Source organism: Neobacillus ginsengisoli, assembly GCF_030813055.1.
In genome coordinates, this window is the sequence record NZ_JAUSTW010000004.1 from 518,672 (window position 1) to 544,382 (window position 25,711).

24 protein-coding genes and 2 pseudogenes are annotated in these 25,711 nt (G+C 35.8%); 9 read left to right on the plus strand and 17 right to left on the minus strand.

Annotation, left to right across the window (positions count from 1 at the left end):
- Positions 1-101: 101 nt before the first annotated feature.
- From J2S10_RS14890 to J2S10_RS14900, 3 genes are all read right to left on the minus strand, one after another.
- Complete coding sequence (locus J2S10_RS14890; RefSeq protein ID WP_307409269.1) at positions 102-944, minus strand: aldo/keto reductase; 843 nt, start codon at positions 942-944, stop codon at positions 102-104.
- A gap of 31 nt (positions 945-975) precedes the next feature.
- Positions 976-2,265 carry a C40 family peptidase gene (locus tag J2S10_RS14895; RefSeq protein WP_307409094.1) on the minus strand — a complete coding sequence of 430 codons (1,290 nt, stop codon included), beginning with the start codon at positions 2,263-2,265 and terminating at the stop codon, positions 976-978.
- Between the two features lie 535 nt (positions 2,266-2,800).
- A complete protein-coding gene (locus tag J2S10_RS14900; RefSeq protein WP_307409095.1) occupies positions 2,801-4,243 on the minus strand; it encodes a glycoside hydrolase family 1 protein in 1,443 nt (480 codons plus the stop codon).
- A 285-nt stretch (positions 4,244-4,528) separates the two neighbouring features.
- On the opposite strand from J2S10_RS14900, the gene J2S10_RS14905 reads away from it, so the two are divergent.
- Positions 4,529-5,254, plus strand: a complete 726-nt coding sequence (locus J2S10_RS14905) for a MurR/RpiR family transcriptional regulator (RefSeq protein ID WP_307409097.1) — start codon at positions 4,529-4,531, stop codon at positions 5,252-5,254.
- A gap of 423 nt (positions 5,255-5,677) precedes the next feature.
- Here J2S10_RS14905 and J2S10_RS14910 read toward each other — a convergent pair whose 3' ends face one another.
- From J2S10_RS14910 to J2S10_RS14940, 7 genes and pseudogenes are all read right to left on the minus strand, one after another.
- Positions 5,678-6,763 carry an AI-2E family transporter gene (locus J2S10_RS14910; protein WP_307409099.1) on the minus strand — a complete coding sequence of 362 codons (1,086 nt, stop codon included), beginning with the start codon at positions 6,761-6,763 and terminating at the stop codon, positions 5,678-5,680.
- Between the two features lie 38 nt (positions 6,764-6,801).
- Positions 6,802-7,116: pseudogene (locus J2S10_RS14915) on the minus strand (hypothetical protein); the annotation flags it as partial.
- A 108-nt stretch (positions 7,117-7,224) separates the two neighbouring features.
- Entirely contained in the window at positions 7,225-8,406 is a 1,182-nt protein-coding gene (locus tag J2S10_RS14920; protein ID WP_307409101.1) for a sulfite reductase subunit alpha, read from the minus strand.
- Positions 8,407-8,499: 93 nt separating this feature from the next.
- A complete protein-coding gene (locus J2S10_RS14925) occupies positions 8,500-9,027 on the minus strand; it encodes a ferric reductase-like transmembrane domain-containing protein (protein ID WP_307409103.1) in 528 nt (175 codons plus the stop codon).
- A gap of 1 nt (position 9,028) precedes the next feature.
- Positions 9,029-9,910, minus strand: coding sequence for an FAD:protein FMN transferase (locus tag J2S10_RS14930; RefSeq protein WP_307409105.1), 882 nt, complete (start codon positions 9,908-9,910; stop codon positions 9,029-9,031).
- A gap of 153 nt (positions 9,911-10,063) precedes the next feature.
- A complete protein-coding gene (locus J2S10_RS14935; RefSeq protein ID WP_307409107.1) occupies positions 10,064-10,879 on the minus strand; it encodes a DUF4405 domain-containing protein in 816 nt (271 codons plus the stop codon).
- A 407-nt stretch (positions 10,880-11,286) separates the two neighbouring features.
- Complete coding sequence (locus J2S10_RS14940) at positions 11,287-11,835, minus strand: hypothetical protein (protein ID WP_307409110.1); 549 nt, start codon at positions 11,833-11,835, stop codon at positions 11,287-11,289.
- Between the two features lie 477 nt (positions 11,836-12,312).
- On the opposite strand from J2S10_RS14940, the gene J2S10_RS14945 reads away from it, so the two are divergent.
- The 3 genes from J2S10_RS14945 to J2S10_RS14955 all read left to right on the plus strand — a co-directional run bounded on the left by J2S10_RS14945 (position 12,313) and on the right by J2S10_RS14955 (position 16,089).
- Complete coding sequence (locus J2S10_RS14945) at positions 12,313-12,981, plus strand: response regulator transcription factor (protein ID WP_307409112.1); 669 nt, start codon at positions 12,313-12,315, stop codon at positions 12,979-12,981.
- A complete protein-coding gene (locus J2S10_RS14950; RefSeq protein WP_307409114.1) occupies positions 12,981-14,297 on the plus strand; it encodes a sensor histidine kinase in 1,317 nt (438 codons plus the stop codon). Before J2S10_RS14945 ends, J2S10_RS14950 begins: the two co-directional genes overlap by 1 nt.
- Positions 14,298-14,532: 235 nt before the next feature.
- Positions 14,533-16,089, plus strand: coding sequence for a COG4705 family protein (locus tag J2S10_RS14955; RefSeq protein WP_307409116.1), 1,557 nt, complete (start codon positions 14,533-14,535; stop codon positions 16,087-16,089).
- Between the two features lie 420 nt (positions 16,090-16,509).
- On the opposite strand, the gene J2S10_RS14960 is transcribed toward J2S10_RS14955, so the two are convergent.
- Together J2S10_RS14960 and J2S10_RS14965 are read right to left on the minus strand one after the other, a co-directional pair.
- Positions 16,510-17,757, minus strand: a complete 1,248-nt coding sequence (locus J2S10_RS14960) for an NAD(P)-dependent malic enzyme (RefSeq protein ID WP_307409118.1) — start codon at positions 17,755-17,757, stop codon at positions 16,510-16,512.
- Between the two features lie 470 nt (positions 17,758-18,227).
- A complete protein-coding gene (locus J2S10_RS14965; RefSeq protein ID WP_307409120.1) occupies positions 18,228-18,377 on the minus strand; it encodes a hypothetical protein in 150 nt (49 codons plus the stop codon).
- A gap of 875 nt (positions 18,378-19,252) precedes the next feature.
- Here J2S10_RS14965 and J2S10_RS14970 point away from each other — a divergent pair.
- From J2S10_RS14970 to J2S10_RS27465, 3 genes are all read left to right on the plus strand, one after another.
- Positions 19,253-20,437, plus strand: coding sequence for a S8 family serine peptidase (locus J2S10_RS14970; RefSeq protein WP_307409122.1), 1,185 nt, complete (start codon positions 19,253-19,255; stop codon positions 20,435-20,437).
- Positions 20,438-20,626: 189 nt separating this feature from the next.
- On the plus strand, positions 20,627-20,746 hold the full coding sequence (locus J2S10_RS27460) for a hypothetical protein (RefSeq protein ID WP_370876216.1): 120 nt from the start codon (positions 20,627-20,629) through the stop codon (positions 20,744-20,746).
- A 50-nt stretch (positions 20,747-20,796) separates the two neighbouring features.
- A complete protein-coding gene (locus J2S10_RS27465; protein WP_370876217.1) occupies positions 20,797-21,303 on the plus strand; it encodes a LysR substrate-binding domain-containing protein in 507 nt (168 codons plus the stop codon).
- Here the strand turns inward: J2S10_RS27465 and J2S10_RS14975 are convergent.
- Entirely contained in the window at positions 21,263-21,553 is a 291-nt protein-coding gene (locus J2S10_RS14975) for an MFS transporter (protein ID WP_370876212.1), read from the minus strand. The two genes, J2S10_RS27465 and J2S10_RS14975, sit on opposite strands and share 41 nt — an antisense overlap.
- Positions 21,534-21,821, minus strand: a complete 288-nt coding sequence (locus J2S10_RS14980; RefSeq protein WP_307409124.1) for a hypothetical protein — start codon at positions 21,819-21,821, stop codon at positions 21,534-21,536. Before J2S10_RS14980 ends, J2S10_RS14975 begins: the two co-directional genes overlap by 20 nt.
- Positions 21,822-22,072: 251 nt before the next feature.
- On the opposite strand from J2S10_RS14980, the gene J2S10_RS14985 reads away from it, so the two are divergent.
- Positions 22,073-22,639, plus strand: a complete 567-nt coding sequence (locus tag J2S10_RS14985) for a membrane-spanning protein (protein ID WP_307409127.1) — start codon at positions 22,073-22,075, stop codon at positions 22,637-22,639.
- A 4-nt stretch (positions 22,640-22,643) separates the two neighbouring features.
- On the opposite strand, the gene J2S10_RS14990 is transcribed toward J2S10_RS14985, so the two are convergent.
- Complete coding sequence (locus J2S10_RS14990; RefSeq protein WP_307409278.1) at positions 22,644-22,985, minus strand: hypothetical protein; 342 nt, start codon at positions 22,983-22,985, stop codon at positions 22,644-22,646.
- Between J2S10_RS14990 and J2S10_RS14995 the strand changes: the two are divergent.
- A pseudogene (locus J2S10_RS14995) lies at positions 22,905-23,183 on the plus strand (DDE-type integrase/transposase/recombinase); the annotation flags it as partial. The gene J2S10_RS14990 and the pseudogene J2S10_RS14995 sit on opposite strands and share 81 nt — an antisense overlap.
- Positions 23,184-23,188: 5 nt before the next feature.
- On the opposite strand, the gene J2S10_RS15000 reads toward J2S10_RS14995, so the two are convergent.
- Together J2S10_RS15000 and J2S10_RS15005 are read right to left on the minus strand one after the other, a co-directional pair.
- Positions 23,189-24,412, minus strand: coding sequence for an MFS transporter (locus tag J2S10_RS15000; protein ID WP_307409129.1), 1,224 nt, complete (start codon positions 24,410-24,412; stop codon positions 23,189-23,191).
- A 5-nt stretch (positions 24,413-24,417) separates the two neighbouring features.
- Positions 24,418-25,683 (minus strand): CehA/McbA family metallohydrolase, encoded by a 1,266-nt coding sequence (locus tag J2S10_RS15005; RefSeq protein WP_307409131.1) that lies wholly within the window; start codon positions 25,681-25,683, stop codon positions 24,418-24,420.
- Between the last annotated feature and the right edge of the window lie 28 nt (positions 25,684-25,711).

Sequence of the window (25,711 nt, forward strand, 5' to 3'; positions counted from 1 at the left end):
TTTGTTTTTAATTTGAACTCTTATCTCGCATTGCTAAAAATAAAGCGCATCCCTTATTCATATTGGAGGTGCGCTACTAATGTTTTACTCTCTGTAATGGCTTAAAATTCTTCATACCGAGCAGGATCTTGATTGTTAAGCCTGCCATCAGAACGAGTTAATCCTGTAATAATGCTCATTTCTGGATCATCTAGGGAAAAGTCAAAAATTGATATATTTTCAAGTTGACGTGCAGGAGATGCAGACTTAGGAATTGAAATTGCCCCGAGTTGATAATGCCAACGTAAAATAATTTGTGAAACAGACTTGTTATGATGGTCTGCAATCTTTTGAATCGTGTCATTTTGTAACAATTCACTTGCTCGAGCTAATGGGCTCCAAGATTCAGTTATAATGTTATTCTCTTCATGCCACTTTCTTTGTTGTGCTTGATTGAAAAATGGATGTAATTCTATTTGATTGATGCTTGGCTTAACGCCCGTTTCCTTTTCTAAACGCTCAATATGTTCAGGTAGGAAATTACAAACACCAATAGAACGAATAAGACCACTTCTTTTAGCGTCAATTAATGCCTGCCAAGCTTCCACATATTTATCCTGTTTAGGGTTTGGCCAATGAATTAGATATACATCATAATAATCTAGGTTGGCACGATATAAGGACTCTTGAATGGCAGCAACAGCTTTCTCATACTCTTGATATCGCCCTGGTAACTTGGATGTAATTCTTAATTCTTCTCTGGGTACAGAACTGCGTCTAACGGCTTCACCAACAGTTCCTTCGTTTTCATAATTATAAGCAGAATCAAGTAGTCGATAGCCAATATCAATTGCACTTTGAATAGAATTAACACCATCATTCCCCTTAAGTTTATATGTACCTAAACCGATAACTGGCAAAGTACCCCCGTCATTAAGTGTGATCTCTGGAATTGATTTGCTAATTACTATTCACTCCTTTCAACAATGCGCATCTCTAACGCAATACTCTTGAAGCACTTGAAAAAGAAGACGGATTATAAGAAGAAATTTTCACAACATCACCCGTTTCCGGGGCTTGTATCCATTTCCCACCTCCAATGTACATACCGACATGGTAAGCAGGATCACCTTGGAATACTAAATCGCCTGGCTGTACTTGACTCGGAGAAATTATTGTTCCAACATTTTGCTGATCTTCTGCCACTCTTGGAAGATTGACACCTACAGAATGGAAAACATATTGCATTAATCCTGAACAATCAAATCCGCTTGGCGTTGTCCCACCCCAAACGTAAGGAACGCCCAAAAATTGTTCAGCATACGCAATGACCCTATTTGCCTTTTCTGAGTCTGTTAGATTGGCTCCAACAGTCGATGGGGTTGATATTGAAGCGTTGTTTACTGAAGATTGCGGTTGAGACTTTTGCTGAGACTGTTGTTGTGCTTGTTGTTGTGCCAGCTGCTTTGCCTGCTGTTGTGCCAGCTGCTGTGCCTGTTGTTGTGCCTGTTGCTTTGCCTGTTGTTGTGCCAGTTGCTGTGCCTGCTGTTGTGCCAGTTGCTGTGCCTGTTGTTGTGCCTGTTGCTGTGCCTGTTGTTGTGCCTGTTGTTGTGCTTGTTGTTGTGCCAGTTGTTGTGCTTGTTGTTGTGCCAGTTGAGACTGTTGTTGTTGTAAAGTGTATTTCGAAGCTGCCAATTCTTTTTGAACTTCTTGTTTATCGGATTCAATTTTTTTTTGTTCAGAAGCCAATTGATCCTGACTTTTTTTTAATTTGTCTAATTCGTTATGTAATTGTTGCTCTGCATCTTTTAACGTTTGTTCTTTTTCATTTAAAGAAGTCATTAATTCGGAGTCACTTTGAAGAAATTGCATAACAGCAGTAGAGCGAGTTAAAAACTCGGATATATCCTTAGATGAAAGCAAAAGTTCTCCGTAGGTGATAATTGGCAGTTGTCCTTGTTCCTGAATGCTTTTTAGTCGTTCTGAATAGAGCTCTTTGTGAGTTTCAAAGTCTTTTTTGGCTGTTTCAATTTCAGTCTTTGTTTCTCCAATTTGTCCTTGTTGTTTTTTAATAGCATCGTTTAGTTTTTGGCTTTTATCCATTCCTATGATAATTTGGTTGTCTAATTTTTGAATCTTTGTTTCAAGGTCATCAATTTGTCCTTGTGTCGCTTTGATTTGTCCTTGTACCGGTGAATCTACCGGACTTGCAAAAGTAGGGGTTGCTTGCATCATAGTGGCTAAAACGGCAACCGATACCGAATATTTTAATGCTTTCCCGTTCATAATATAATCACCTTTTCTTACCTAAAATTATTCGGACTCATATATAGTTTAAATTCAGAATTGATCAAAGACAACGAAACGGTGTGTAATGTAATATATTTGTAATATTATGTAGAATATTCCTATAAAGAGTCGAATGTATTAAAATGCAATGATACCTTTTTGTGAAATAATTAAAAAACTTACCCTATAAAGGAAGTAATCGTGATGGGGTGCCTGGCTTGCCTTATATAAAGTTTAGAAAAAAGCCGAAATAAAAGAAAAAATTAAAGGAAATAAAAACATCCTGAAAAACGGAAAAGGTGGACGGATGCCAGCAGGTCTTGTGAAAGACGAAGATAATCCGGCAATGGCAAAATGGGTATTATCACTGAAATAAAAAAGGCGCGAGGCGCCTTTTTTTCAATTATTGTTGCTAGCTGTGTGATCTGTTGTCGTTTGATTGTGATTTAAGATATAAATTATTAAAACAGAAGAAAAGCTAGACCCCTAAAATGGTTTTTAACAACCTTTGGGCCAGCTTCATTGCGTTTATTTAATAGTAGAGTCGCTCTCCATTTGTTGCGATAACATCTTTATACCAGAAAAAGGATTTTTTCCTCATGCGCTTTAATGAACCACTGCCATCGTCATGTTTATCTACATAAATGAAACCATAACGTTTAGAGAACTCACCTGTCGACATACTTACCATATCAATACAGCCCCAGCTTGTATACCCTATTAATTCAACCCCATCTTCAATGGCTTCACTCATTGCTTTAATGTGATCACGAAGATAGTCAATTCGATAGGTATCATTGATCGTGCCGTCTTCTTCTACTTTGTCATAGGCTCCTAACCCATTTTCTACAACAAATAGCGGTTTCTGGTAGCGATCATATAATTTGTTTAAACTGATGCGTAATCCTTCCGGGTCAATTTCCCAGCCCCAGTCGCTCGCTTTTAAGAACGGATTTCTTATGCCGCCAATAAGATTCCCTTGTGCACTTTCAGCATCTGTCTTCACTTTCTTCTCAGTGCGGGACATGTAATAACTAAAGCCAATATAGTCAACAGTGCCTTCCTTTATTAATTCTAAGTCACCCTCTTGAATCTCCAATTCGATATGATGTTCTTTAAAGTATCTCTTTATGAAAGATGGATACTCACCCCGTACTTGCACATCTGCACAAAAGTAATTGAAAAGCTGTTCTTCTTGAAGAGCATACATGACATTTTCTGGGTTGCAATCAAAGGAATATACAGGTGCAAAGAGAATCATACAGCCAATTTTAGAGTTCGGAATGATCTCATGGCATGCTTTGACCGCAATGGAGCTTGCAACAAATTGATGATGGTATGCCTGGAAGGTGGGCTGGTATTTATCCTCTTCTTTTTGAATTGAAAAACCAAGACCTTGAATCGGCATCACCAAGCTGCTATTGATTTCATTAAAAGTCATCCAGAACTTTACTTTATTTTTATAACGATTGAAAATTGCTTTTACATATCTTTCAAAGAACGTCACCACTTGACGGTTTCTCCAGCCGCCATATTCTTTAACCAAATGCAGGGGCATTTCATAGTGAGAAAGGGTTACTACTGGTTGAATACCATGTTTATGCAATTCATCAAACACACCATCGTAAAAAGCCAACCCCTCTTCATTTGCCTCTAACTCATCGCCGTTTGGAAAAATTCTTGTCCAGGCAATCGACATACGGAATGCCTTAAAACCCATTTCCGCAAAAAACCCAATATCTTCTTTATACCGATGATAGAAGTCAATCGCTTCATGATTTGGATAGTAGTATTGATCTCGATGGATTTTAAAATCAAAACCTGGATTCATTAATATTTTATACCGCTCTTTTCCACCCGGAAGAACATCGGCAATATTTAGCCCTTTATTCCCTTCATAAAATCCGCCTTCTATTTGGTTGGCTGCAGTAGCCCCTCCCCATAAAAAACCTTCAGGGAATTGATATTTTCTCATTTGATTACCTCCCGAAATTTATATTAATTAATATTTGTTTGTTGTGTAAATTTATAATTTTCTCTTCTTATAAAGAAAAGAAAAAGACTACAAAGGAATATTAACCACCTTTAGCAAGATAGTAAATAAGTGAAGAGTATCTAGTATTTAATAACGAAGGAAGTTATTCGTTACATAAATGTAACACTATGTTTCATATGGAATAGTTATGTTAAAATGAGGTTATTGAGGTTTTTTAGCAGGATAAAGGTATTTTATTTATTATAGAAGGAGAATCCCACATAAATGTTTTCAAACGACATAATCGCTTCTTTCAATGAGTTAGAAACTTCTTTATACAACTATATTTGTCAAAATCGTGATAAAGTGGCTTATATGAGAATTCGCGAACTAGCAGATGAAACCCATGTATCAACAGCAACGATTTTACGTTTTTGTAGAAAACTAAATTGTGAGGGTTTTTCCGAATTTAAAATAAAGCTAAAAATGCATATAGAAGAGAATAAAAAGACTATTATAAAAAGTTCCCAACATTCGGTAGTAGAGTTTTTTGAGCGGACGTTAAAAGGTGATATAGAAGAAAAAATTAGGGAAGCTGCAAGTCTTGTTACCAAAGCAGATAATGTTATTTTTATTGGGATAGGAAGCTCAGGCATTCTTGCTGAATATGGTGCGAGATATTTTTCAAGTTTAGGTAAATTTTCAATGTATATTAAAGACCCTCATTTTCCGATTCACTCCAAACTCATGCTTAATAGCGTAACCATTGCTTTATCTGTCTCAGGAGAAAATAATTTTACAGTCACTCATCTTAATATACTTAAACAAGAAGGAAGTAAAATTATTAGTATTACAAACAATAAACTCTCAACCATCGCAAAAATCTCTGATATAAACATTCCGTATTATGTAACTGAGGAATTTTTTGAAGAAGCAAATATTACTACACAAGTACCTGTTGTTTACATTTTAGAATCAATGGCTCGTGAAATACATAAACTTAATCAATAGGCAGATATTCCGAATGAACTAAAGTTTATTGTAAAAAGGTATATAAAATTTAGAAAACGAGTGTCAGAATGCATGCGTTGAAACGCTTACTTCTTGACCAAGCCAACATTACACCATAACCATCATATGAACCCCTGATGGATCACTTATATAATAAAAAGTTGATAAAAATTAAGCAAAAAGAAGCGGGTATCCTCCGCTTCTTTTTTTATCCATCCACCCAACATTTTGTAAGGCATATATGGTTATAATAACCTCCTTTTTATCCTATTATGACAGTAGATTTAAACTGTAAAAATGACCCTTATGCCCCGTACTTTTAATAATACTGAAGAGAAATAATCTTCCAACTATTTCCGACTTATTAATAGGAACAGTTTTGTTTAATGGTACGCACATAGCAATATACTATAACTATCCGGCTTAGGTAGATGCTTTTTTCCTAGCCTTAAAAAATTTAATTGTATTTAAGACAATAGTTTTAAAAACTGCATAAGTTGGTACGGCTAAAACCATTCCTAAGACACCAGCAAGATTTCCAGCCGCAAGGAGTATTATGATGATTGTAGCAGGATGGATATCAAGACTTTTACCAAGAATAAGGGGTGATATCACATTTGATTCAACTTGTTGTGAAATTATAAGCACGATCATTACAAACAGGACCTTGGTCGGTGAATCGAATAAAGCTACGATTACTGCAGGTATTGCTCCAAGAATCAGACCAATATAAGGAATAAAGTATGTAACTGCCACTACTAAAGCCATTACCAGTGCAAATGGTAAGTTGATTATAAGATATCCAATAAGCGTCATTGTTCCAACCGCAATGGCAACAGCTATTTGTCCATGTATATAGGTCGAAAGAGTTTCACCTGTCTCTTTTAAAATTGTCATACCCTCTTCCCTGAAAGCAGCAGGGAATAATTTAGACAGTGCTTTTGGCAATTTATAACCGTCCTTTAACATGTAAAACAGCAAAAAAGGCACTGTGGCAAGAATAACTGCTATATTTGCAATCACACCAATTATATTGGTAATACTATAAGTAATCCTCTCCGGCATAGTATTGGCGAAGCTAATAAGCTTTTGTTCAAAAGATTGAAAAAGATTTTTTTGTGCGTTTATGGCCCATTTAAATTCGGATGTTTGAGCTAGCTTGTTAAAATAATCAATGGTTTTATTAGCATATTCGGGGAGTGCCATGGCAAGAGCAGTAATCTGCTTACTAATAGATGGAACTATGTTCCCAATTATTAAAACCAAGATTCCAACAACCACTATATAAATAATTAGAATCGCTATGAATCTTGGTACTCTTTTACGATGGAGAAAATTAACCACTGGATTTAACAGGAAAAACAGAAATCCTGCGATGAGAATCGGAAAGAATAATGTTGAAATAAAGATACCTATAGGCTGGAATAAGAAAGAGACCTTTGAAGAAACAAAAATAATAGATAAAACCAACAGGATCTGGACTAACCAGTATTGAGATTTACTTTTCAACTTGATGTCCCTCAATTTCTAACTTAGTTTTGTTACTCTCAGATAATATTAGACCATTTAGCCGGTTTTAAATCAAGGATACATTCTTCTGTAGTAATAAAACCACTTAAGCTTTGTATGGCATACCTAATCTTTTTCTTTATTTCCTCATCCTTTAACTGTTTTTCAGGGAGGCACTCTTGTCGTCCAATCCACTTGTAATAACCTTTTGGATACGTAGGCAATCCCGCATTTTCTTCAATTACATTGACTCCTTCAACTTCAAATTGTTTAACCCAACGTCGTACCTCTGAATTGTCGATTCCTAATTCTTTAGCAACATTTCTAAACCCCTTACCCTCCTTAAGATAGAGGTCAACAGCCTTTTTTTATACGTAAAAAAGGGTAAAAAAAAGAGTGACTCCTTTGGCCACTAATCGCGGAAGAAAGTCACTCTTAAAAAAAAGAATTTGAAAGTTCTATTAATACACATCGCGCTGATAGCGCCCTTGCTTTTTCATATCGTTTAGATACGCTTCGGCATCTTCCCGGCTCATGGAGCCTTCTTTTTCAATCACGTCAATTAGTGCGTTGTGGACATCCTTTGCCATAAGATCTTTATCCCCGCATACATAGAAGTAGGATCCATTTTCGAGCCACGCATATAATTCTTTGCTATTTTCAAGCATTTTATGCTGTACATAAACTTTTTGCGCAGTATCGCGGGAGAAAGCTGTTTCTAATCGTGTTAGAACCCCATCTTTCTGGAATTGGTCTAATTCGTCTTTGTAAAGGAAATCCGTTGTTGCATGCCGGTCTCCAAAGAACAGCCAACTTCTTCCCGCAGCCTGATTTACGGCGCGCTCCTCGATAAAAGAACGGAAGGGGGCGATTCCTGTTCCCGGACCGACCATGATAATATCTTTTTCATGGGATTCCGGAAGATGAAAGTGCTTATTTGCTTGAATGAATACAGGAAGCATATTTCCTTCTATTGTGCGCTCCGCACATTGAACCGAGCAAACGCCTTTGCGTTCTCTTCCGTGGGAAGAGTAACGAACCGCACCAATTGTCAAATGCACTTCATCAGGATGGGCGGTTAAACTGCTGGCAATAGAGTAGAGCCTTGGCGGCATTTTTCTTAGTATAGAGACAATCTCCTGTGCATCTGCGTTCCAAGGGCCGAAATCATGTAACAAATCAAGCAAATCACGCCCATTGATATATTCTTTCAGTTGATTTATATTTTCAGCCGATACAAGCTTTTGTAACTCTTCGTTTTCTGTAAATCCTGCTGCCTGCTGCATAATTTTTTTTGTCAATAATGTAATTTCAAATTGTGTTATTAGCGCTTCCTTTAATGGGAGTGTATCACCCTGCTTATTAATGGTCACAGTCACTTCTGGATCCCATTTCATTTCCTCGAGAAGAGAAGCGACTAGTTCTGAATCATTTGAAGGGATAATACCAAGGGCATCACCAGGTACATAGGAAAGGTCAGATCCTTTTAATGATAACTCGATATGCCTCGTTTCTTTACAAGAATCAGCTCCATTTAAATTTACATTTTTGAGAACTTTCGCTTGAAATGGATTTGTTCTTGAAAATGTTGTTGACCTTTTGTCTTCTATTTTATTTTTCGGGTTTACTAAAGTCAGTTGCATAATCTTCACCTCAAAAGTTTTCATTTTTCTATATATTAATTGCCTTCTTTACATTCTATTACTTTAAGGGAGTTGTTGTCCAAAAATATGTGTTTAATGTGCTTCAACTAGCTTTTTCTTACTCGAAAGCAACATTCCGGCCATAATAATGAGTGGAGCTAAATTAACGACTGCCAAAATCGTTCCTTGGAAGTCCGTACCACTCATTATACCGTGTAAAGTTACTAAAATATAGAGTATTGGATTAAGAGCATGCAATTTCCGCCACCTTTGATAACCAATTTTCTTCCGGAATTTTGATGTGAGAATCGTTATGATTAAGAAATAAAAGCCAATCGTCCCCATTGCCATTGAAATAGTTTCATAGCCGCTGGCAAATGGGATCAGCACTTCAGACAGTTTAAATGGGAAGTAGGAATCAATCAGCAAAATCCCTAAGTGTCCGCATGTAAGAATTAATGACCAATCCGAAAGAACTTCATGGAGATAAAGGATGTTGGTTATTTTCTTTTTCCGTTTCTTCTGAACCATAGAATAAAGTCCAGTTAATACTGCCAGATATAATAATAGATAGGCTACTGTTCCTGTTGCTCGAATAGAGTACCATTCAAGTGATTCCATTTTATTCACCTCCCCTCCAAATTTCTTTCGCTTGATTAATGATGATCGCTTTATTCTTTTTGCTGGAAACCCAGGATTTCCCGTCCTCTTCCCCCAATAAAAGAGTGACTTTTGCAAATACGTCTGCTTCTAAAGCAGTTGGAGCCGTAACGGTTGAAGAGATAATGGTACTCGCGGATGGTTCTCCTGTTATTGCATCAATAAGGTGATGCTTACTTCTGCCATTCATCTTCCATCTTCTTTTCATGGAGGTAGAAGTTGCTACTGCCCCATCGGAAACTTGGATGGAGGAGACCATTTTTGTCGGATCATATGGATCTTCAATTCCAATATTTAAAGGTCTTGGTAAACTTCCAAAAATCCGAATATCTCCGCCGACATTAATAAAACCATAGCCATATTTTGTAAATACATCTGCTGCACGGTCAATAACCCAGCCCTTGGCGATCCCGCCTAAATCAATACGAGTTTGCAAGACAACTGTCTGTTTATCCTCATTTAATTGATAAGGTTGAATTTTGCTAACCTCCAGGGCTGAAAGGGAGGAAGCTCCCAATTCCCGCCCCTTTATAAACTCAATGGATTTTGTATAGCCGCTGCTTTCAATTGCCGACATTATACCAGGATTAAATACTCCCTTTGTTTCCTTATAAAATTTTAATGCGTCTTTTAGAATGATAAAAAATTGATTCGATACTTCGACTTCTTTCCAAATTTGTTGATTTAACCGGGATAATTCACTATCTTCTTTAAACCTGCTGCATGTGTCTTCAACAGATGAAAATAATTTGTAAACGGGCATAAGATCATTTGCAAACATTTCATGGTTTATCGATATTTGTACAATCGTACTCATTGAATTGAAATGATATTTATACATCATCAAGTTCCTCCTGAGTGGTATCAAAATTATAGCGTTGAATTTCAACGGAATTATCGTAGAAATATTTGAAAAATATGTGTTGAAAAAATCTTAATAAAAACCATTTATTATTCGTTACGTATTGACTTTTTTCTTCTAGTAATTTATTAGTTATCATGCATTTTGAGGATGGGCTTTTCTTGATTTTCTTTTATTCCTTAAGATTCGCTTTTCCAGATAATAAGTAGGAATTATAATTGCTGCCCAAATCGCAAAATAGTTAAGCACAACGAGGAATGGGCTGCCACCACTACCATGTACATCTTTCCCATGAAAATCTCCATTAGGCGGTCCTTGATGTATATTGCTTATATTCCCTGTGTTCCTATTAATAGATGACTGCCCCCCGCCGCTTTGCTGCATTTGTTTCTGATTAATAAGACCATTGTTTGAAGTAGCTGTTGAGGAAAACCATTGAATTCCTCCTGCCAAAATGGCGATTGATAGTGCCACTGATGCAATAACACCCTTCCTAAGTTTTCCTTCCTTCGATTTAAACGCTCTTTTACAACTACTCATTACCCATTGCCAATGTACCCCAATATGAAGTCCAACTAACGCAAGTGTTGCATCAGCAGAGAAACTATGGATACCACGAATCGAGTGTCCCCCTTGAATTGCAAGATTTGGAAAAACTACCCTCGAAATTAATATACCCGTTATAATGACCGTTGCCATCGAAATTAATAGCAGTACATTTAACAGAAAACTAAATCGGGTTTTTTTGGGGAGTTTAGGGTCAAAAATCTTTTTGGTTGTATTGATTACCCAGCGATAGTTCAATCCAATGTGTATCAGAATAGCTACTCCTATTACCAGACCTGCAATTTCGTGAAACGGCAAACCATTTAATACCCTTGGATTCATTAGCAGCACAAAAGTTACTGCCATCAGTAAATCTAGCACAATTTTTATATAATTCTTTTTCAAATTAATTCCTCCTAAAACCTTGTTTCTTTCTATTCATGAGTATAGAGAGGAATTTCCTTGGAATTATCGAAGAAATGTGTGAAAAATATGTGATAAAATAAAACCTGCTAACTTGGCACAAAAGACTAGGCTATTGTTTTAAAATATTACTTGATGCTAATTCATCCTTTTGCTTTTTGAGTTAACTTTGTTTCACTAGCGATAGGACCCATGCCGAGTACAATTTAAAAGGTCTGACTTCCCATTGATTATCAGAGCCAAACCTTAATAGAATTTTATCCGTTTACTCAACAGGATTCAGTTTCTATCTTATAGTGCAGTTCTAACGGCAAATAAAAAAGCACCCATTTTGGATGCCCTAAATTCATAAAGATTTAATTGAACTTAATTGGCTGATACAAGGTTGATTATAAAAAAGAATGGATTAAAAATAGAACGGCAAATGCCACTCCAGACCGCAAATGCCACTTTCGATCCAGCCTCTGATATCGAAATAGTCCCGAAAAGGGAACTGGAAGAAGTACAAGCAAGGCAAGCAGCCCACTTAAATTGTTAAAATCAAATTTAAAGCCATGCATAAAGACAGCTACCGCATGCAAGATAATAAAAGCAATCGCGATAATCGCTATCGGAGTATGCCATCTTCGGGCAAAGCGCAGCAAAGTGGCCAACCATTTTTTCACATTGCCAAGACTATTCAATGTACGAAGCCTTATAACACGGAGAAGCACATAATAAGCCAGTACAAAAAATAAGCCAATTCTTGCATTGGAGCCAAAATCTTTAAAAGTATGTTCGAACTGCCTGCTGTGTAAAGTGGCTGATGAAAGCTGTAATAGCCCCTTAAGTTCCCAAAGCATAAACGTGGCAGCTATAACAATTGCCACGATTACCCATATACGTTCCTTTTTGGGAATCCATCCATGTTTCGGGGCCCTGATTTCCCGTGCATTCATTTCTTTTCCCCCTTTAAATAAGGATAGTATAGACTACATTTCTTAAAATTATATTAAATTACAACGAGCGAAAAAAAGATTATATTTCCATCTGGGGATTTTCCTGATAGATGGACATGTTCTTGGTACTTCTTCTATTTTTCACGATAATGTACTACTTTAACAACAACACTTTCGACTTCAATCATTCCATGATTGAGCTTCAACAATCCTCTTGGCAATAGATAATCCAAGTCCTGCATTTCCTTCCTTTTTAAAAAGTTTAGTATTAACACATATTTTTCACATATTTCTACGATAATTTCACAGAAATTCTTATCTATACTCATGAATAGAAAGCAACAAGGGTTTTAGGAGGGGAAATAGAATAAATAAATTTAAGTTTTGGTTTGATATAGCAATGAAAGTAATATTATGCTTATTGTTTAATCCATATTCAATGCAGTTCCATACTAAGATGGTTAAGGGGGTTTGCAAATGGTTACAATCTATTTGGTTGAAGATGAAGAACATCTCAATCATTTAATTAAAAAATACTTAGAAAAAGAAGGATACAATGTGGTATCCTTCTTTGACGGTGAATCAGCATTTCAAAAGGTTCACGACCTACCCGAACTCTGGATTTTAGATATTATGCTGCCAGATATTGATGGGTACCAACTAATAAAAGCAATAAAGGAGTATAATCCTCAAACGCCCGTCATCTTTATGTCGGCAAGGAATCAGGAACTGGATCGAGTAGTAGGGTTAGAATTAGGCAGTGACGATTATTTATCAAAGCCCTTTTTGCCAAGGGAGTTAGTGATCAGAACGAATAAATTAATAGAACGATTGTACAGCAATAAAGAAGAACATTCCGCTGATTCCCAATTAGAAGACTACCTTGTTGATCGAAAGCAGCGGACAATCTTTGATGATGGTCAGGAAATCATATTGACCAATAAAGAATTCACCCTGCTGCTTTATTTTATTGAAAACAGCAATACGGTGGTGTCGAGGGAGCAAATACTCGAAAAAGTATGGGGCGATAATTATTTCGGATCTGACCGTGTGGTAGATGATACGATAAGAAGATTAAGAAAGAAATTAGCCAGAATGAACATTGAAACCATCTATGGGTTTGGCTACAAATTGGTAGGTAAATGATGAAATTTAAATCACTTACGTTGAGAATTTGGTTTATTATATCGGTCATTATTTTTACGATTGTGTTCATTATTTCTCTTGCATTTACTTTTATTATTAAACATAACGATGAAGATAAAGCAACGCATTCGCTGCATCTTACACATCAACTTGTATTGAATTCGTTGACACAAAACCAGTTCAATAAGGAAATAATCGGATTTGTTAATCACCAAGGTACCTATCATTTTGTTTTTGATAAACAGAATAAGCAAATCACTTTTATTACTGGTAACGAAAAAAAATCCGATAATCCTTTAATGATAAAGATGGGTGATTTAATCACCAATAACGATCATCAAAGTCTTAAGGAAACCATTAATGATCAACCTTATTTGATTGAAATTAGTCATATAACAGACCAATCGTTTTTAATTTCATATCTACCACTCGATAACAAGCAAAATTTGCTTCAAGTTATCATGATTGGGATCTTAGTTATTCTATTGAGTTTACCTTTGTCAAAGGTCATTGCAAACAATATTGCTAAACCGCTAAAACAATTAGAAGGCTACACAAAACGAATAGCCAATAAAGAGTGGGATCATGACCTTGATTTAAAAAGTGAGGATGAAATCGGACGATTAGCAAAAGCCATGAAGGAAATGAAAGATGCATTAAAATTAGCGGATGAAGAAGAAAAAAAATTTCTGCAAAGCATTTCGCACGATTTAAAAACACCTGTAATGGTCATTATGAGCTATGCTCAAGCGATTATTGATGGAATGTATGAAGATTCTGCCGAAGAATCAGCTTCCATTATTAAAAATGAAGCCGTCCGTCTTGAGAAAAAAATTAAACAGGTTTTGTATTTAAATACACTTGATTATGTTTTAGACAATGACAAAGAAAGAGAGGATGTATATCTCGATAAGTTATTAACCTATCTTATTGCTAATTTTCAGGCAGTGAATCCAGATTTATCTTGGATATTGAATATTGAATCAAAACCAGCCGTTTTGTTAGGAAACCCAGATCGTATCCGAGTCTCTATTGAAAATATTTTAGAAAATCAACTTAGGTATGCACAGAATATTATTCAAGTATCATTAAAGGATTCTGGTTCATCCTGGATGATTGAAATAAGGAATGATGGTCCTTTAATTTCTGAAAAAGATTTAAATCAAATCTTCAAATCCCTTTATAAAGGGGATAAGGGAAATTTTGGGCTAGGTTTAAGTATCTCTCACAAAATTGTTAATTTTTATCATGGAAATATTAAGGTCGAAAATCGAAATGGACAGGTTTGCTTTACAATTTGTTACCCTAAAAAATAATGGATTATGGGTATTTATTGTTAATCAAACAACCCTTTAAGTTAAATTCCCCTTTTCGAGGGGATTTTTTGTTTGGGGGAACATGCCTTGTTCCGATAACTATTAAATCTAATAAGGTTAATAGCCCTTAACAAAAATTTAACAAATTATTAATAGGTTTAAAATAAAAAATTAAGAACATAACATTATAATTGTTTTGGTGTAAAGGCAATTATTTAAAATAGGAGGGCTTTTTTTGACGCAAAATTTAGCCAAAGCAGAAAAAACAAATATTGGCATGCAAGCGAACCAATATAAATTGAAAATTTTACATAACAAGGTACCCGAGGTTACTATTTTCTTCTGGATAATCAAAGTTTTATGTACAACTGTCGGTGAAACATTTGCTGATTTCTTAAATTTCAACCTTGGATTCGGTTTAACCCTCACTACCATCATTATGGGAATAGCTTTTTTCATCGTATTGTTTTTTCAATTCAGAGCAACGAAATACGTTCCGGGTATTTACTGGGTAACAGTTGTTCTTATAAGCGTATTTGGAACATTGGTAACTGACAATCTGACAGACGGAATTGGAGTTCCTCTTGAGGTTAGTACAGTCGTTTTCTCCGTGCTTTTAGGATTAACTTTTCTTTTTTGGTATCTTAGTGAAAAAACACTCTCGATACACTCGATTTTTACAAGAAAAAGAGAAGTTTTCTATTGGCTTACTATTCTTTTCACATTTGCACTTGGAACAGCAGTCGGCGATTTATATTCCGAACAACTTGGTTTTGGTTATCTTAAAACAGGAATAACAGTCATTATTATAATAGCTTGTGTATTTTTGGCATATAAAATGAAACTTGATGGGATATTAGCGTTTTGGGTTGCGTATATTCTTACTCGTCCACTTGGAGCATCATTAGGAGATTACCTATCTCAACCAAAAGTTAATGGTGCATTAGGTTTAGGGACAACCGTTACAAGTGTAATTTTTCTTATAGCTATTTTAGCGATAATCGTTTTTCTTGCCGTTACAAAAATTGATATAACGGGAAAAAGTGAAACAGCAGAAACAAATCAGACAAATGGAAACAAGAAAAATGTTTTGACACAAACTGTTGCGGTGCTGTGTATTTTCTTAGTTGTTGGCATAGGCGGTTACATTTGGCGCAGTAATAATATTGCATCGCAATCCACTGCTTCACAAGCTACATTAGGTGGGCAATTAACTGATTTTATTAAAATTGAAAATGATATGCTAAATAATGTAAACTCAAATAACTTTACACTGGCTAAAAAAAGTGCTGACGATTTGGAACATCAATGGGATACATCAGAGCCTAAACTTAGAAAAATAGATGGCACAACATGGACAAAAATCGATGGAACGATTGACGTTGTATTATCATCAGTTCGTTCATCAAATCCTGATGCCAGCAAGTCCAAATCTGCACTTAACAATTCACTTGGTGTCCTAAACGGAGCAAATAAATTAGCATCGAAAACCGATTCTTCACAAGCTACATTAGTTGGACAATTAACAGATTTTGTTAAGATTGAAAGTGATATGCTAAACCATGTAAACTCAAATAACTTCACTTCGGCGAAAAAAAGTGCTGATGATTTGGAACATCAATGGGATACATCAGAACCTAAACTTAGAAAAATAGATGGCACAACATGGACAAAAATTGATGGAACGATTGACGTTGTATTATCCGCAGTTCGTTCATCAAATCCTAATGTCAGCAAGTCCAAATCTGCACTTAACAATTCGCTTAGTATCATTAACGGAGCAAATAAATAAAAATCTTAGGAATCGCAAATCGCGGTTCCTTTTTTGCGTTGAAGATTGAACCTTTTCGCTGAGTTTTCCTTACGGTTTACATAAAAAAATCCACCCTTCATACAGAATTTGGTGGAGTTGACACACTAGTACACCTAAAATCAGTCGCACTAGTATTATGTAATTTTCAGAAAAAACATTGGTGACGTTTCACCTTCAAATAACGGTTCAAACCGCTTGAAAAGTATAGTCAAAAATCAGTAAAAACCGTTGATATGACTGAGTTTTGTTGGCGGGACAGCGAGGGATGTGACCAAACAAAATGTATAATCAGAGCTAACCGCTTTTGTTACCGGCAATATTTGCAGATCCTCCTTTAAAGGATCTGCAGATTATTTTTATTGTCAAGAATCATAAAGACTATTAAAGTAATAACCAAAATCAAACTAAAACTGGTTGATTTTCTCCTGTCAACGCAAATAAGTACTCTTTCATTTGTTGTGCGTTAAAAGGTTTTTGGGAAACACCAGTATTCATTGCAGCTTGAGCAACAGCTGCCGCTACATGAGGCGCTATTCTACGATCAAATGGATCTGGAATAACATAATCGGCGTGAAGATCTTCCTCTGCAATTAATCCAGCAATCGCGTATACAGATGCCAGTTTCATTTCTTCGTTAATTTCTTTCGCTTGCACATCCAAAGCACCACGGAAAATACCCGGAAATGCGAGTACGTTATTGACCTGATTAGGAAAGTCGGATCTGCCTGTCCCGACTACGAGTGCCCCTGCTTCCTTTGCATCTTTCGGTAAAATTTCAGGAACCGGATTGGCCATCGCAAAAATAATCGGATTAACATTCATAGAACGAACCATCTCTTTCGTTAAGGCACCTGCAGCTGATACGCCAATAAACACATCCGCTCCAACAAGCGCATCGCCTAATGTACCTTTCTTTTTCTCCTTATTAGTAATCTGGGCCATTTCCTCTTTAAATGGATTCATTCCTACTGTGCGGCCATTATAGATGATTCCTTTAGTATCACATAAAATCACATCTTTTACACCAATATGAATCAATAGTTTGACAATGGCTACTCCTGCAGCCCCTGAGCCGTTTACCACAACACGAATTTCATCAATTCTCTTGTCGGCTAATTTCAGTGCGTTGATTAAGCCAGCAACTGTTACAATAGCAGTGCCATGCTGGTCATCATGGAAAACAGGAATATCACACTCTTTCCGTAAGCGGGTCTCAATTTCAAAGCAATTAGGTGCTGAAATGTCTTCTAAATTCACTCCACCAAAAGTAGGTGCCAATAGTTTGACGACTTCGACAATTTTATCTGGATCGGTCGTATCCAAACAAATTGGGAAAGCATCAACATTCGCAAACGATTTAAATAACAACGCTTTTCCTTCCATAACCGGCATTGCAGCTTTGGGACCAATATTTCCAAGCCCTAATACAGCAGATCCATCTGAAATTACTGCGACGAGATTCCCTTTTATCGTGTAATCATACACTTTGCGTTCGTCTTTCTGGATATCCAGGCAAGGCTCGGCTACCCCAGGCGAATAAGCAAGGCTCAAATCTTTTGCATCGCGTAATTCTACCTTTGAGTGAACACCAAGTTTTCCTTTCTTTTCCTTATGCAACTTTAAAGCTTCTACACGTAAATTTGTCATACATTTATCTCTCCTAGAATTAAATAGATTGCACGAAACTTTGTGAGTTATCAAATCCAACATCCATCGTCTTCATAATGGTTCTTAGGCGATCTGAAACTATTTTTTCTAAATTTAGTTGAGTGGATGCTATTATTAGAAAATAGACTTTCAGGTACCACAGTAGTTGTTAAAACTATATAGCAGCTTTTCCTAAGTTCTTTTAGTGAAGTGTAGGATGGTCCCTTTCATTGGGCATTTCATGTGCCAATTCAAAAGAATTTACTTGTGTATTAAAAATAATGTGATTAATTGAGCAAAATTTTCTTAAGTAATATGAAAAGTTGAGAGAAGGGATAAAAATCTCTCATTTTTTCAAAATATATAAAACTATGATATTTTAACTTTATCCTCTTGAAACGCTTAGGGAAAAGGAAATCCAAAGTAAACGTCCAAAATCTTAAACATAACTCATATAACATGAGTTATGTTTAATTAACTAAATAATCATCATTAAAGTAAATCACTTGGCTAAGGATTTTACAGCCTTGCATTGTTTCAAAAATTGCTCTTGCTTCTTTTTCTGTGTCAAACTCAAACATTTTAATGTTTTTCTTGGAATGGATAGTAATAATCCACATGAAAAAGTTCCTCCAATTCAAAAGATTATTTGCAATTTTTCCATGAAATCTATTTATAATATTCCACGAAATAAGTCTATTTATCTTAAAGGCTCTTTTCTTATCGATACTTCTAATCACTATTTTTAGCTTTTTTTTGAGAGCCAGATTTGTTAAGAGAATTCATTTCTACCAAACTCATGTTCTTTGTTTCTTGATCCACTATTAAGAAATCATAGATCTTCATGAAACCGTACTGTTGGTACCCCCTCCCAAACTACTCTAGAAGGAATTGCTTTTAATCATCTACGCAAAATCCAAATTTCTCTATATTCAGAAAATTTTGATTTTTATTATACTACTCTGTTTGGACCAATGAAATTTTCCCAAGGCTTTTGTTAGTTTTTCTGAATTCTCATTCCCAATACCTCCATGATTTTGTTTCTTCGTATTACTTTTATCCTTAATTAATTGAATTATAGATTCCTTATATATTAGGATAATGTATTAATGGAAATAAATAAAATTCCAAAAAATTATAATTATTTATAAGAAATTTTAATATGGAAAAAACAGGGTGAAGAAATGGATTACCGTGATTGGGCATCTCCTTCAGACAACACCTCCGGTATTTGGAATTGCAGCATAAGACCCGATTCCATTAGCAAACTACACTCTTCTTTCAAACTAATACAGTCTTTGCACCAGAACCCAAAAAAAGACTGTCGATAAACTCGATTTTCTTCGAATTTTTCGACGGTTTGTATCCTCGTATATTTACGAGGATTTTTGGTTTTAACATTTTTTTCCTATATGATACCATTCACCTTGTCTTTTATCATCTGAATAGAATATTCTATAGAACCACTAAATGAAAGTAAGGTGAATTGAATATAATGGATTCTTCCCCTGATAAACTCCTCGTTTGCTTCCATTCCCATGTGTCTAATCAGCGACGTCTACAAATCCATCAACATATAGGGGCAACTTTAATTGACAAAATTCCAGAATTGAATGTCCATGTTGTCTCTATTAAACCCGATCAAATGGAAGTGAGTCTAGATCGTTATTCAGCTTGGAATGAAGTTGAATATGCAGAACCCAACAGGATAGCGAAAGCAACCTTTAACCCTGATCCAAATATCTCGAATGACCCTCTTTTTCCTCTACAATGGGGACAATTTAAAATTCAGACTCCCCAAGCATGGAGTGAAATATCTCTTAAAGTCCTCAATTCCAATCTTTCACATAATCGGGAGGTACCATCCAAAACCAAATCTTCCGTTGTTATAGCAGTATTGGATTCGGGCATAGATATAAACCATCCTGCCTTGTCCAAGAAAATTGTACTGAATAAAAACTTTTCGGATTCTCCTACAGTGGATGACTTGAATGGACATGGCACTCATGTTGCTGGAATCATTAATGCCATTGCGACCAATGGAAATTGGGGTGCCGTGGGTACCTTTAATACTGTCGAATTAATGAACGTGAAAGTGTTGGGTGATAATGGACAAGGTTCCTTTTATGACACTGCGAAAGGAATCATCTATGCCACTAATAACGGAGCAAAAGTAATTAATATGAGTCTTTCTACGACGAAAGCAAATGAGACTATACACCGAGCTGTACAATATGCTTCGAAAAAAAGAGTGGTGTTGGTTGCATCAGCAGGAAACTACAATACCACTAGGAAGCACTATCCATCGGCTTTTCGTGAAGTAATTAGTGTGGCTGCAACCGACCAAAACGATCAACGAGCAGGTTTCTCCAACTATGGGAAGTCATGGGTGGACGTTACTGCCCCAGGGGTTTCGATTTGGTCCACACTTCCTATGCATTCCAATTCAACGAGAAGAAGGAATTATGGTGCTCTTAGCGGAACATCCCAGTCATCTGCATTTGTCAGCGGACTGGCTGGATTAATCTTGGCAATTACTCCAAATACAAAGGTAAATATAAGGTATATCATAGAGTCAAATACAGACCCAATCAGTGGACTTGGCACATTATTTAGATATGGACGAATTAATGCATTTAAAGCGGCTAAATGGGTAACTACTCAGCAAAAAAGAAAATAAAAAACCCTCAATTTAAGGAAAGACTCATTAAATCCTATAAATGTTTTTGGGATATACAAAAAAGCTGCAACAAGGAGGTATGGAATGGACATCACGCAATTGTACTACTTTGTCGTTGCTGCAGAGCAAGAACATATGACAAAAGCTTCAGAAATTTTAACCCTAGCTCAGTCTGCTTAAAGTCGTTCCATCACATCGCTAGAAAATGAGTTAGGGGTGCCTTTATTCGATCGAAAAAATAGAAAAATTTTGTTAAATAGATATGGAAAGGTTTTTTTAGAGGATGCAAAAAAATTGTCAGTCAAATAGAAATTTCAAAAGCAAATTTATCCCAACTTATCCATCCTGATATTGGAAATATTTCCGTTTCATTTGTCCATAGCCTTGGATTAAACTATATTCCGTCTTTACTCAAGGAATTTCAATTTTCCAATCCAGGTCATACACTAACATTAAATGAAAGTAAAGCACCATTAATCGTTAAAGATTTATTAACTAATGAGACTGATTTAGGGTTCGCCACACAGTACCAATCATTTTCCGATTTAGTCTACAACCCTATTTTCAAAGAAAAAATAGGGTTAATTGCTTCTAGCCAACATCGGTTCTCACAAATGGAAAATATTAAACTTGAAGATATTACGAAAGAGAAATTTATTCACTTCAATGCTGATACTGAATTAAGGAATTTAATCGACTCTCTTTTCTTAAAAAACAATATTCATATTAATGTTGCTTATGATGGATTAGAAATAAACAGTATTATTGGGTTAGTTACAGCCAATATGGGCATCGCACTCGTCCCAGAGTCTATCATTCAAAATATTAACCTTGATTTTGTTTACCTGGTTTTACAAAAATCATAGCAATCATCCCTATAATGGTTGCAACAGCTGCGGCGATAAACATCGCACTATAACCACTGCTCGTCACTAGTGCTCCTGTTAATGTAGGAGCTACGATTGTTGCTATATTGATAATGAAGTGGGTCACACCACTGAAACTGCCTGCCTTTCCAGGCTTTGTATCAACAATGATAGTCCAATAGATGGAATTTGGCAGGAAGTTGAATGCGTTACCAACTTTCGGATGTTCTTCAGGACGATTCGTAAACAATTTCGCCCAAATAATAACCCATACTAATCCAGCAACGCCAAGGATAACAAACTGTATTTTTGAAAAAGTTACGAATGATGACAATAACCAGCATTAACAACGGAATAATCATAAGAAAAGGAATGTGAAGATAATAGCCTGTAATAATTAAGCCTTCTTCCCTATGTTCGGCCCAATTAGAGGCAATCACCATTGACAAATAAATGAGAATAACCCCAACTGGTAAAACCATTTGTTGATGATTTTTTAACTTGAACAAGTCGACCATTCCGATTACCGCCTTTTAACACTTATGATTAATATGCAGTATGCCCAGGTTTGGCGGTTAGTCTACTTGACCTTAATTTTTTTGTCCAGTTAAGTGTAGCCGATTCAACATATTCAATATAAATAGAGAGGTATTCATTCTTTATAAATTAAAAAGCACCTCGAAGGATCCTCTAAAATGAACTAATACATAAATACTTTTATTTAACTCATACTAATTTACAAATATGAATTTTGTGTGAGTTGGTTATATTGAAGAAGAAAACAATTATAATTTTAAGTATTGTTTTTGTTTTATTATTTACAGGTTTTTTCATCTTTTACTTAATAAAGGGTGATTCATCTAGTTGGCAAGTAGCGCTTGGAGGAATGATGGTTAGTCCAATTCCAGCGTCTTTATTATTTTTCAAGAAGAATCCTTTTAATTTACTGATCATTATCGGATATTATTTTACCCTTGTCTATTCTGCAATTTTGGGGTCAATTGCAAATTTTTATTATCGTTACACCTGGTGGGACACGTCACTCCATGCGTACAAGGGGATGTATATGGCTTTTGTAAGTATTGCAATTTATAAGCATTTCATCCCTAATAATATACAAAAGAATATTTCGCGATGGGTTATTTTTCTTTTTGTTCTGTCACTTCCAGTGATGGTAAGTGTATTATGGGAAATCTATGAGTTCGTAGGTGATCAGACTTTTACCCATACCATGCAAGAAGGCGGTAATAAAGATACCATGATTGACTTAATCTCAAGTACAGTTAGTGCTCTTCTTGTTGCCATTTATTCTGTTTGTATTAAAAGAAGATTTTAATATATCAATATTTATTTTCACACTCTCCTCCGCGTTTTCTGTGAAACGTGGGCATTCGCTTTCCCATCACCTCTTCATAATCTCTAAATCTAAGTTTTTCAACGTTCCTCTTTTCAATTTTAGGCGCATTCGATGATTTCTTTTTCCGATTCTTCTTAGCTTCCTTAATATTATTCAGCTGCTGTTTCTGCTTTTTGGATAAATGATCAGCAATTTTCATAACATCACCATTCTTAGGCAAAATAAAAAGCCACTCATTTGAGTGACCATTGATTTTTATCTCAGTAAAACAAGAGACAAAAAGGCTGCAAAGCGCTTCTTCAAGAAAGCTTTGCGGTCTTTTCATGTTTCTAAGCCTCAAGTTATTACAGTCGATAAGAATCCGGCTTATCCTATAGCCATTGAAGAGTTGAAAAAAGAGAAAAGCATACCTAATGGTATGCAACTTAGATAACAGAAGTACTTGAATAACATAGTCGAACAAGATCATCGCTTTATAAAGAAGCGAGTTCGTTCTATGCTAAATCATATTTGCACCAGAACCCCTATTTATAACGTATGCTTATACTCTCGTAAAAAATAGATAGAAGTTAAACCTATTAAAATAATCAATGCCATAAAATAAGGGATCGCTGCTTCAGGATTTTTACTTAGAAAATAGATCAGCATTACACATCCCACACTCGGAATGCGACCCGCGCTTAACGCTAGTTCTCTTGATACGACCATCTCGATTCTCAACTTACCATTCTCATCAAATTTTGAAATTGAATTTAATGACAAAGTGTTAAATGGAATCTGAAACAATGGAATACAGATAGCAGAGGTTAAGCCGTAAACAAGTAAAGTAATATAATTCACTTTGTAAACGAGTATAAAAATAGATAAACTCAGAAAAACGCTTCCCCAGACAATGAAACTCCATTTTTGTTCTTGTCTTCCAAATCGTCCGATTAGATAAAAAGTAATAATAGAAAAACCTGTAGTAATAAAAGCATAGTTCCCAAGCTGCCCTTCGCTTTTCGTAACCATATAAACCCAAATCCAAATAATAAAAGACAAAACTCCGTCTCGGAATGCTAAGCTGCTGAAAACATACGCTATATATCTCCATTCTTTATGGCCATACATAGCAAACATAGATTTATAATCAAAAGAACTTTTTTCTGTTGTGTTTGGCAAAAAGAAGGTGAAAAACATAGATGCAAGAAAAAATAAAAAAGATAAAGCGAAGATTGTTTTATATCCCATAAACCCTGGAAACATCACAACAATCCAACCCGCTGTCAATGGTCCGATCATTTGAGAGATGGAATGAAAAATTCCATTTAAAGCATTAAACCAATCTCTATTGTTATCATTTGTGTAATCTACTGTCAGCACATTAACCGATAGCCAATAAAACCCGGATCCAATTCCAAAAATCAGTCCAAGCGGAATTAGCATATCAACGGACGTTTTTCCTAAACCGATGATACAAAGATAAAATACTAACTGTAATACACTGCCTATAATAATACATAGCTTCCGCTCTATTTTTTTGCTTAAAATGCCCGCAAATAAAAAAGCCGGCATCCAAACAACATAAGATACGAAGTTAAACAATGCAACTTCATATAAGTTTTGAGAAACTTTAAATAAGAAGATGTTTACAAAAATATTAGATAAACTGTTGGCAATACCGTTTAAACAAAGGATGATTAAAAAGGTTCTTGTAGAGTTCGAGAGTAAAGAAGTATGTCCTGCTTTGTTCCTAACTTGTAAATATGTCAATTCTTTTACTCTCCTTGCTGAATATATATCGGGTTACTTAATGCTGCCATCAAATAGCCCTCTACTTCTAGGAAATATCTCCATATCTCCACTCTATAAAATGTTTTGCCTTCACTATGCCATGATTGATACAGTCCCTGCTCGTTTGCCATTTTAAATTCTTGTTCTATTCCTTTGTTTGAGATGATCTTTACAATATCCCCCTCTTGAAGTTTATTTACCTTCAGCTTCATTTTCTCCTGTGTCTTTATTGTATCCCCTATAGTAGCTAGCCCACATGTAAATTCCATTTGCGGTCCCATAGGATCATACGTGAGATATACATGACCTTTATGGATTGCATCTAAGATACTACTCACAGATTTTGAATGACTATATACCCATGTCGTAGGCATTCCTTGCTTGACATATGGATGTGGTCTGTGACAGTCGCTTCCGCCAACAACTACTAATTTTCTCCCTTGCACGAGCTGTTCCTGCCACCAGTGTATGGCCCGTTCATTTCCTTCTGTCCAAGGACCGTTCCACACTTCTACCCAATCATAATCCACATCCCAGTCCCACTCCCACGGGCAATATTGATCGAACGGATGATTAATCGAAATTTTGCAGCCATTGTTTCTCGCCTCTTGCAGACGATTTTTTATTTCCTCCCTATTTGTTGCACGAAAATCCTTTATCGGATCTTTGACCCCATAAAGGTTACAATGTCCCTTGTAGGTAGTCAGCTCCATGCCCGGAATAAACAAAACATCACCATAAGATTCATGCATATAGTTCTGACTGATTGTATTGTGGTCTGTTAACGCGATAAAATCCAATCCTTTTTCCTTTGCAATTTTTGCGTTTTCTTCTATTGTATAAGAACCATCACTGTGAACACTGTGAAGATGCAAATCGCCTTTTAACCAACATGCCTCTTCACTTTCACTCTCCAGCGAAACTGTAATAATTACTTGACAGCCTTCTATCGGAATCTTATAAGCCCCAAGAAGAATGGACCACTCTCCTTCAAACAACGGCCCGCTAACGTAACCTGGAGTCGCTTGGTTCTTACCAATGTAAAATTCTCTTCGTGCTCCACCGCTCCAACCGCGAACACGAATAAAATCTTTTATGCCTAAGTCTACTACACATTGGCTTTGTCCAAGACTTTTTACTTCATAGTTTACAAGAATTTTTTGGATACTCTTCGGCATATGAAAAGGAACTTCAATATATTGTAATTCTTCTTCACGAGCAATAATACGGGTTAGAACTAATGTTTTCATAAAATAACTCCCTTCAATGGTTTAACGA

Bases quoted from the DNA above. Each gene is read 5' to 3' on its own strand.
- J2S10_RS14895 (WP_307409094.1), bottom strand. From the start codon at position 2,265: ATGAACGGGAAAGCATTAAAATATTCGGTATCGGTTGCCGTTTTAGCC.
- J2S10_RS14970 (WP_307409122.1), top strand. From the start codon at position 19,253: ATGGATTCTTCCCCTGATAAACTCCTCGTTTGCTTCCATTCCCATGTG.
- J2S10_RS14900 (WP_307409095.1), bottom strand. From the start codon at position 4,243: ATGAGAAAATATCAATTCCCTGAAGGTTTTTTATGGGGAGGGGCTACT.
- J2S10_RS14930 (WP_307409105.1), bottom strand. From the start codon at position 9,910: ATGATGTATAAATATCATTTCAATTCAATGAGTACGATTGTACAAATA.
- J2S10_RS14925 (WP_307409103.1), bottom strand. From the start codon at position 9,027: ATGGAATCACTTGAATGGTACTCTATTCGAGCAACAGGAACAGTAGCC.
- J2S10_RS14945 (WP_307409112.1), top strand. From the start codon at position 12,313: ATGGTTACAATCTATTTGGTTGAAGATGAAGAACATCTCAATCATTTA.
- J2S10_RS15005 (WP_307409131.1), bottom strand. From the start codon at position 25,683: ATGAAAACATTAGTTCTAACCCGTATTATTGCTCGTGAAGAAGAATTA.
- J2S10_RS14965 (WP_307409120.1), bottom strand. From the start codon at position 18,377: ATGTGGATTATTACTATCCATTCCAAGAAAAACATTAAAATGTTTGAG.
- J2S10_RS14920 (WP_307409101.1), bottom strand. From the start codon at position 8,406: ATGCAACTGACTTTAGTAAACCCGAAAAATAAAATAGAAGACAAAAGG.
- J2S10_RS14940 (WP_307409110.1), bottom strand. From the start codon at position 11,835: ATGAATGCACGGGAAATCAGGGCCCCGAAACATGGATGGATTCCCAAA.
- J2S10_RS14905 (WP_307409097.1), top strand. From the start codon at position 4,529: ATGTTTTCAAACGACATAATCGCTTCTTTCAATGAGTTAGAAACTTCT.
- J2S10_RS14980 (WP_307409124.1), bottom strand. From the start codon at position 21,821: ATGGTCGACTTGTTCAAGTTAAAAAATCATCAACAAATGGTTTTACCA.
- J2S10_RS14960 (WP_307409118.1), bottom strand. From the start codon at position 17,757: ATGACAAATTTACGTGTAGAAGCTTTAAAGTTGCATAAGGAAAAGAAA.
- J2S10_RS14990 (WP_307409278.1), bottom strand. From the start codon at position 22,985: ATGAAAAGACCGCAAAGCTTTCTTGAAGAAGCGCTTTGCAGCCTTTTT.
- J2S10_RS14950 (WP_307409114.1), top strand. From the start codon at position 12,981: ATGAAATTTAAATCACTTACGTTGAGAATTTGGTTTATTATATCGGTC.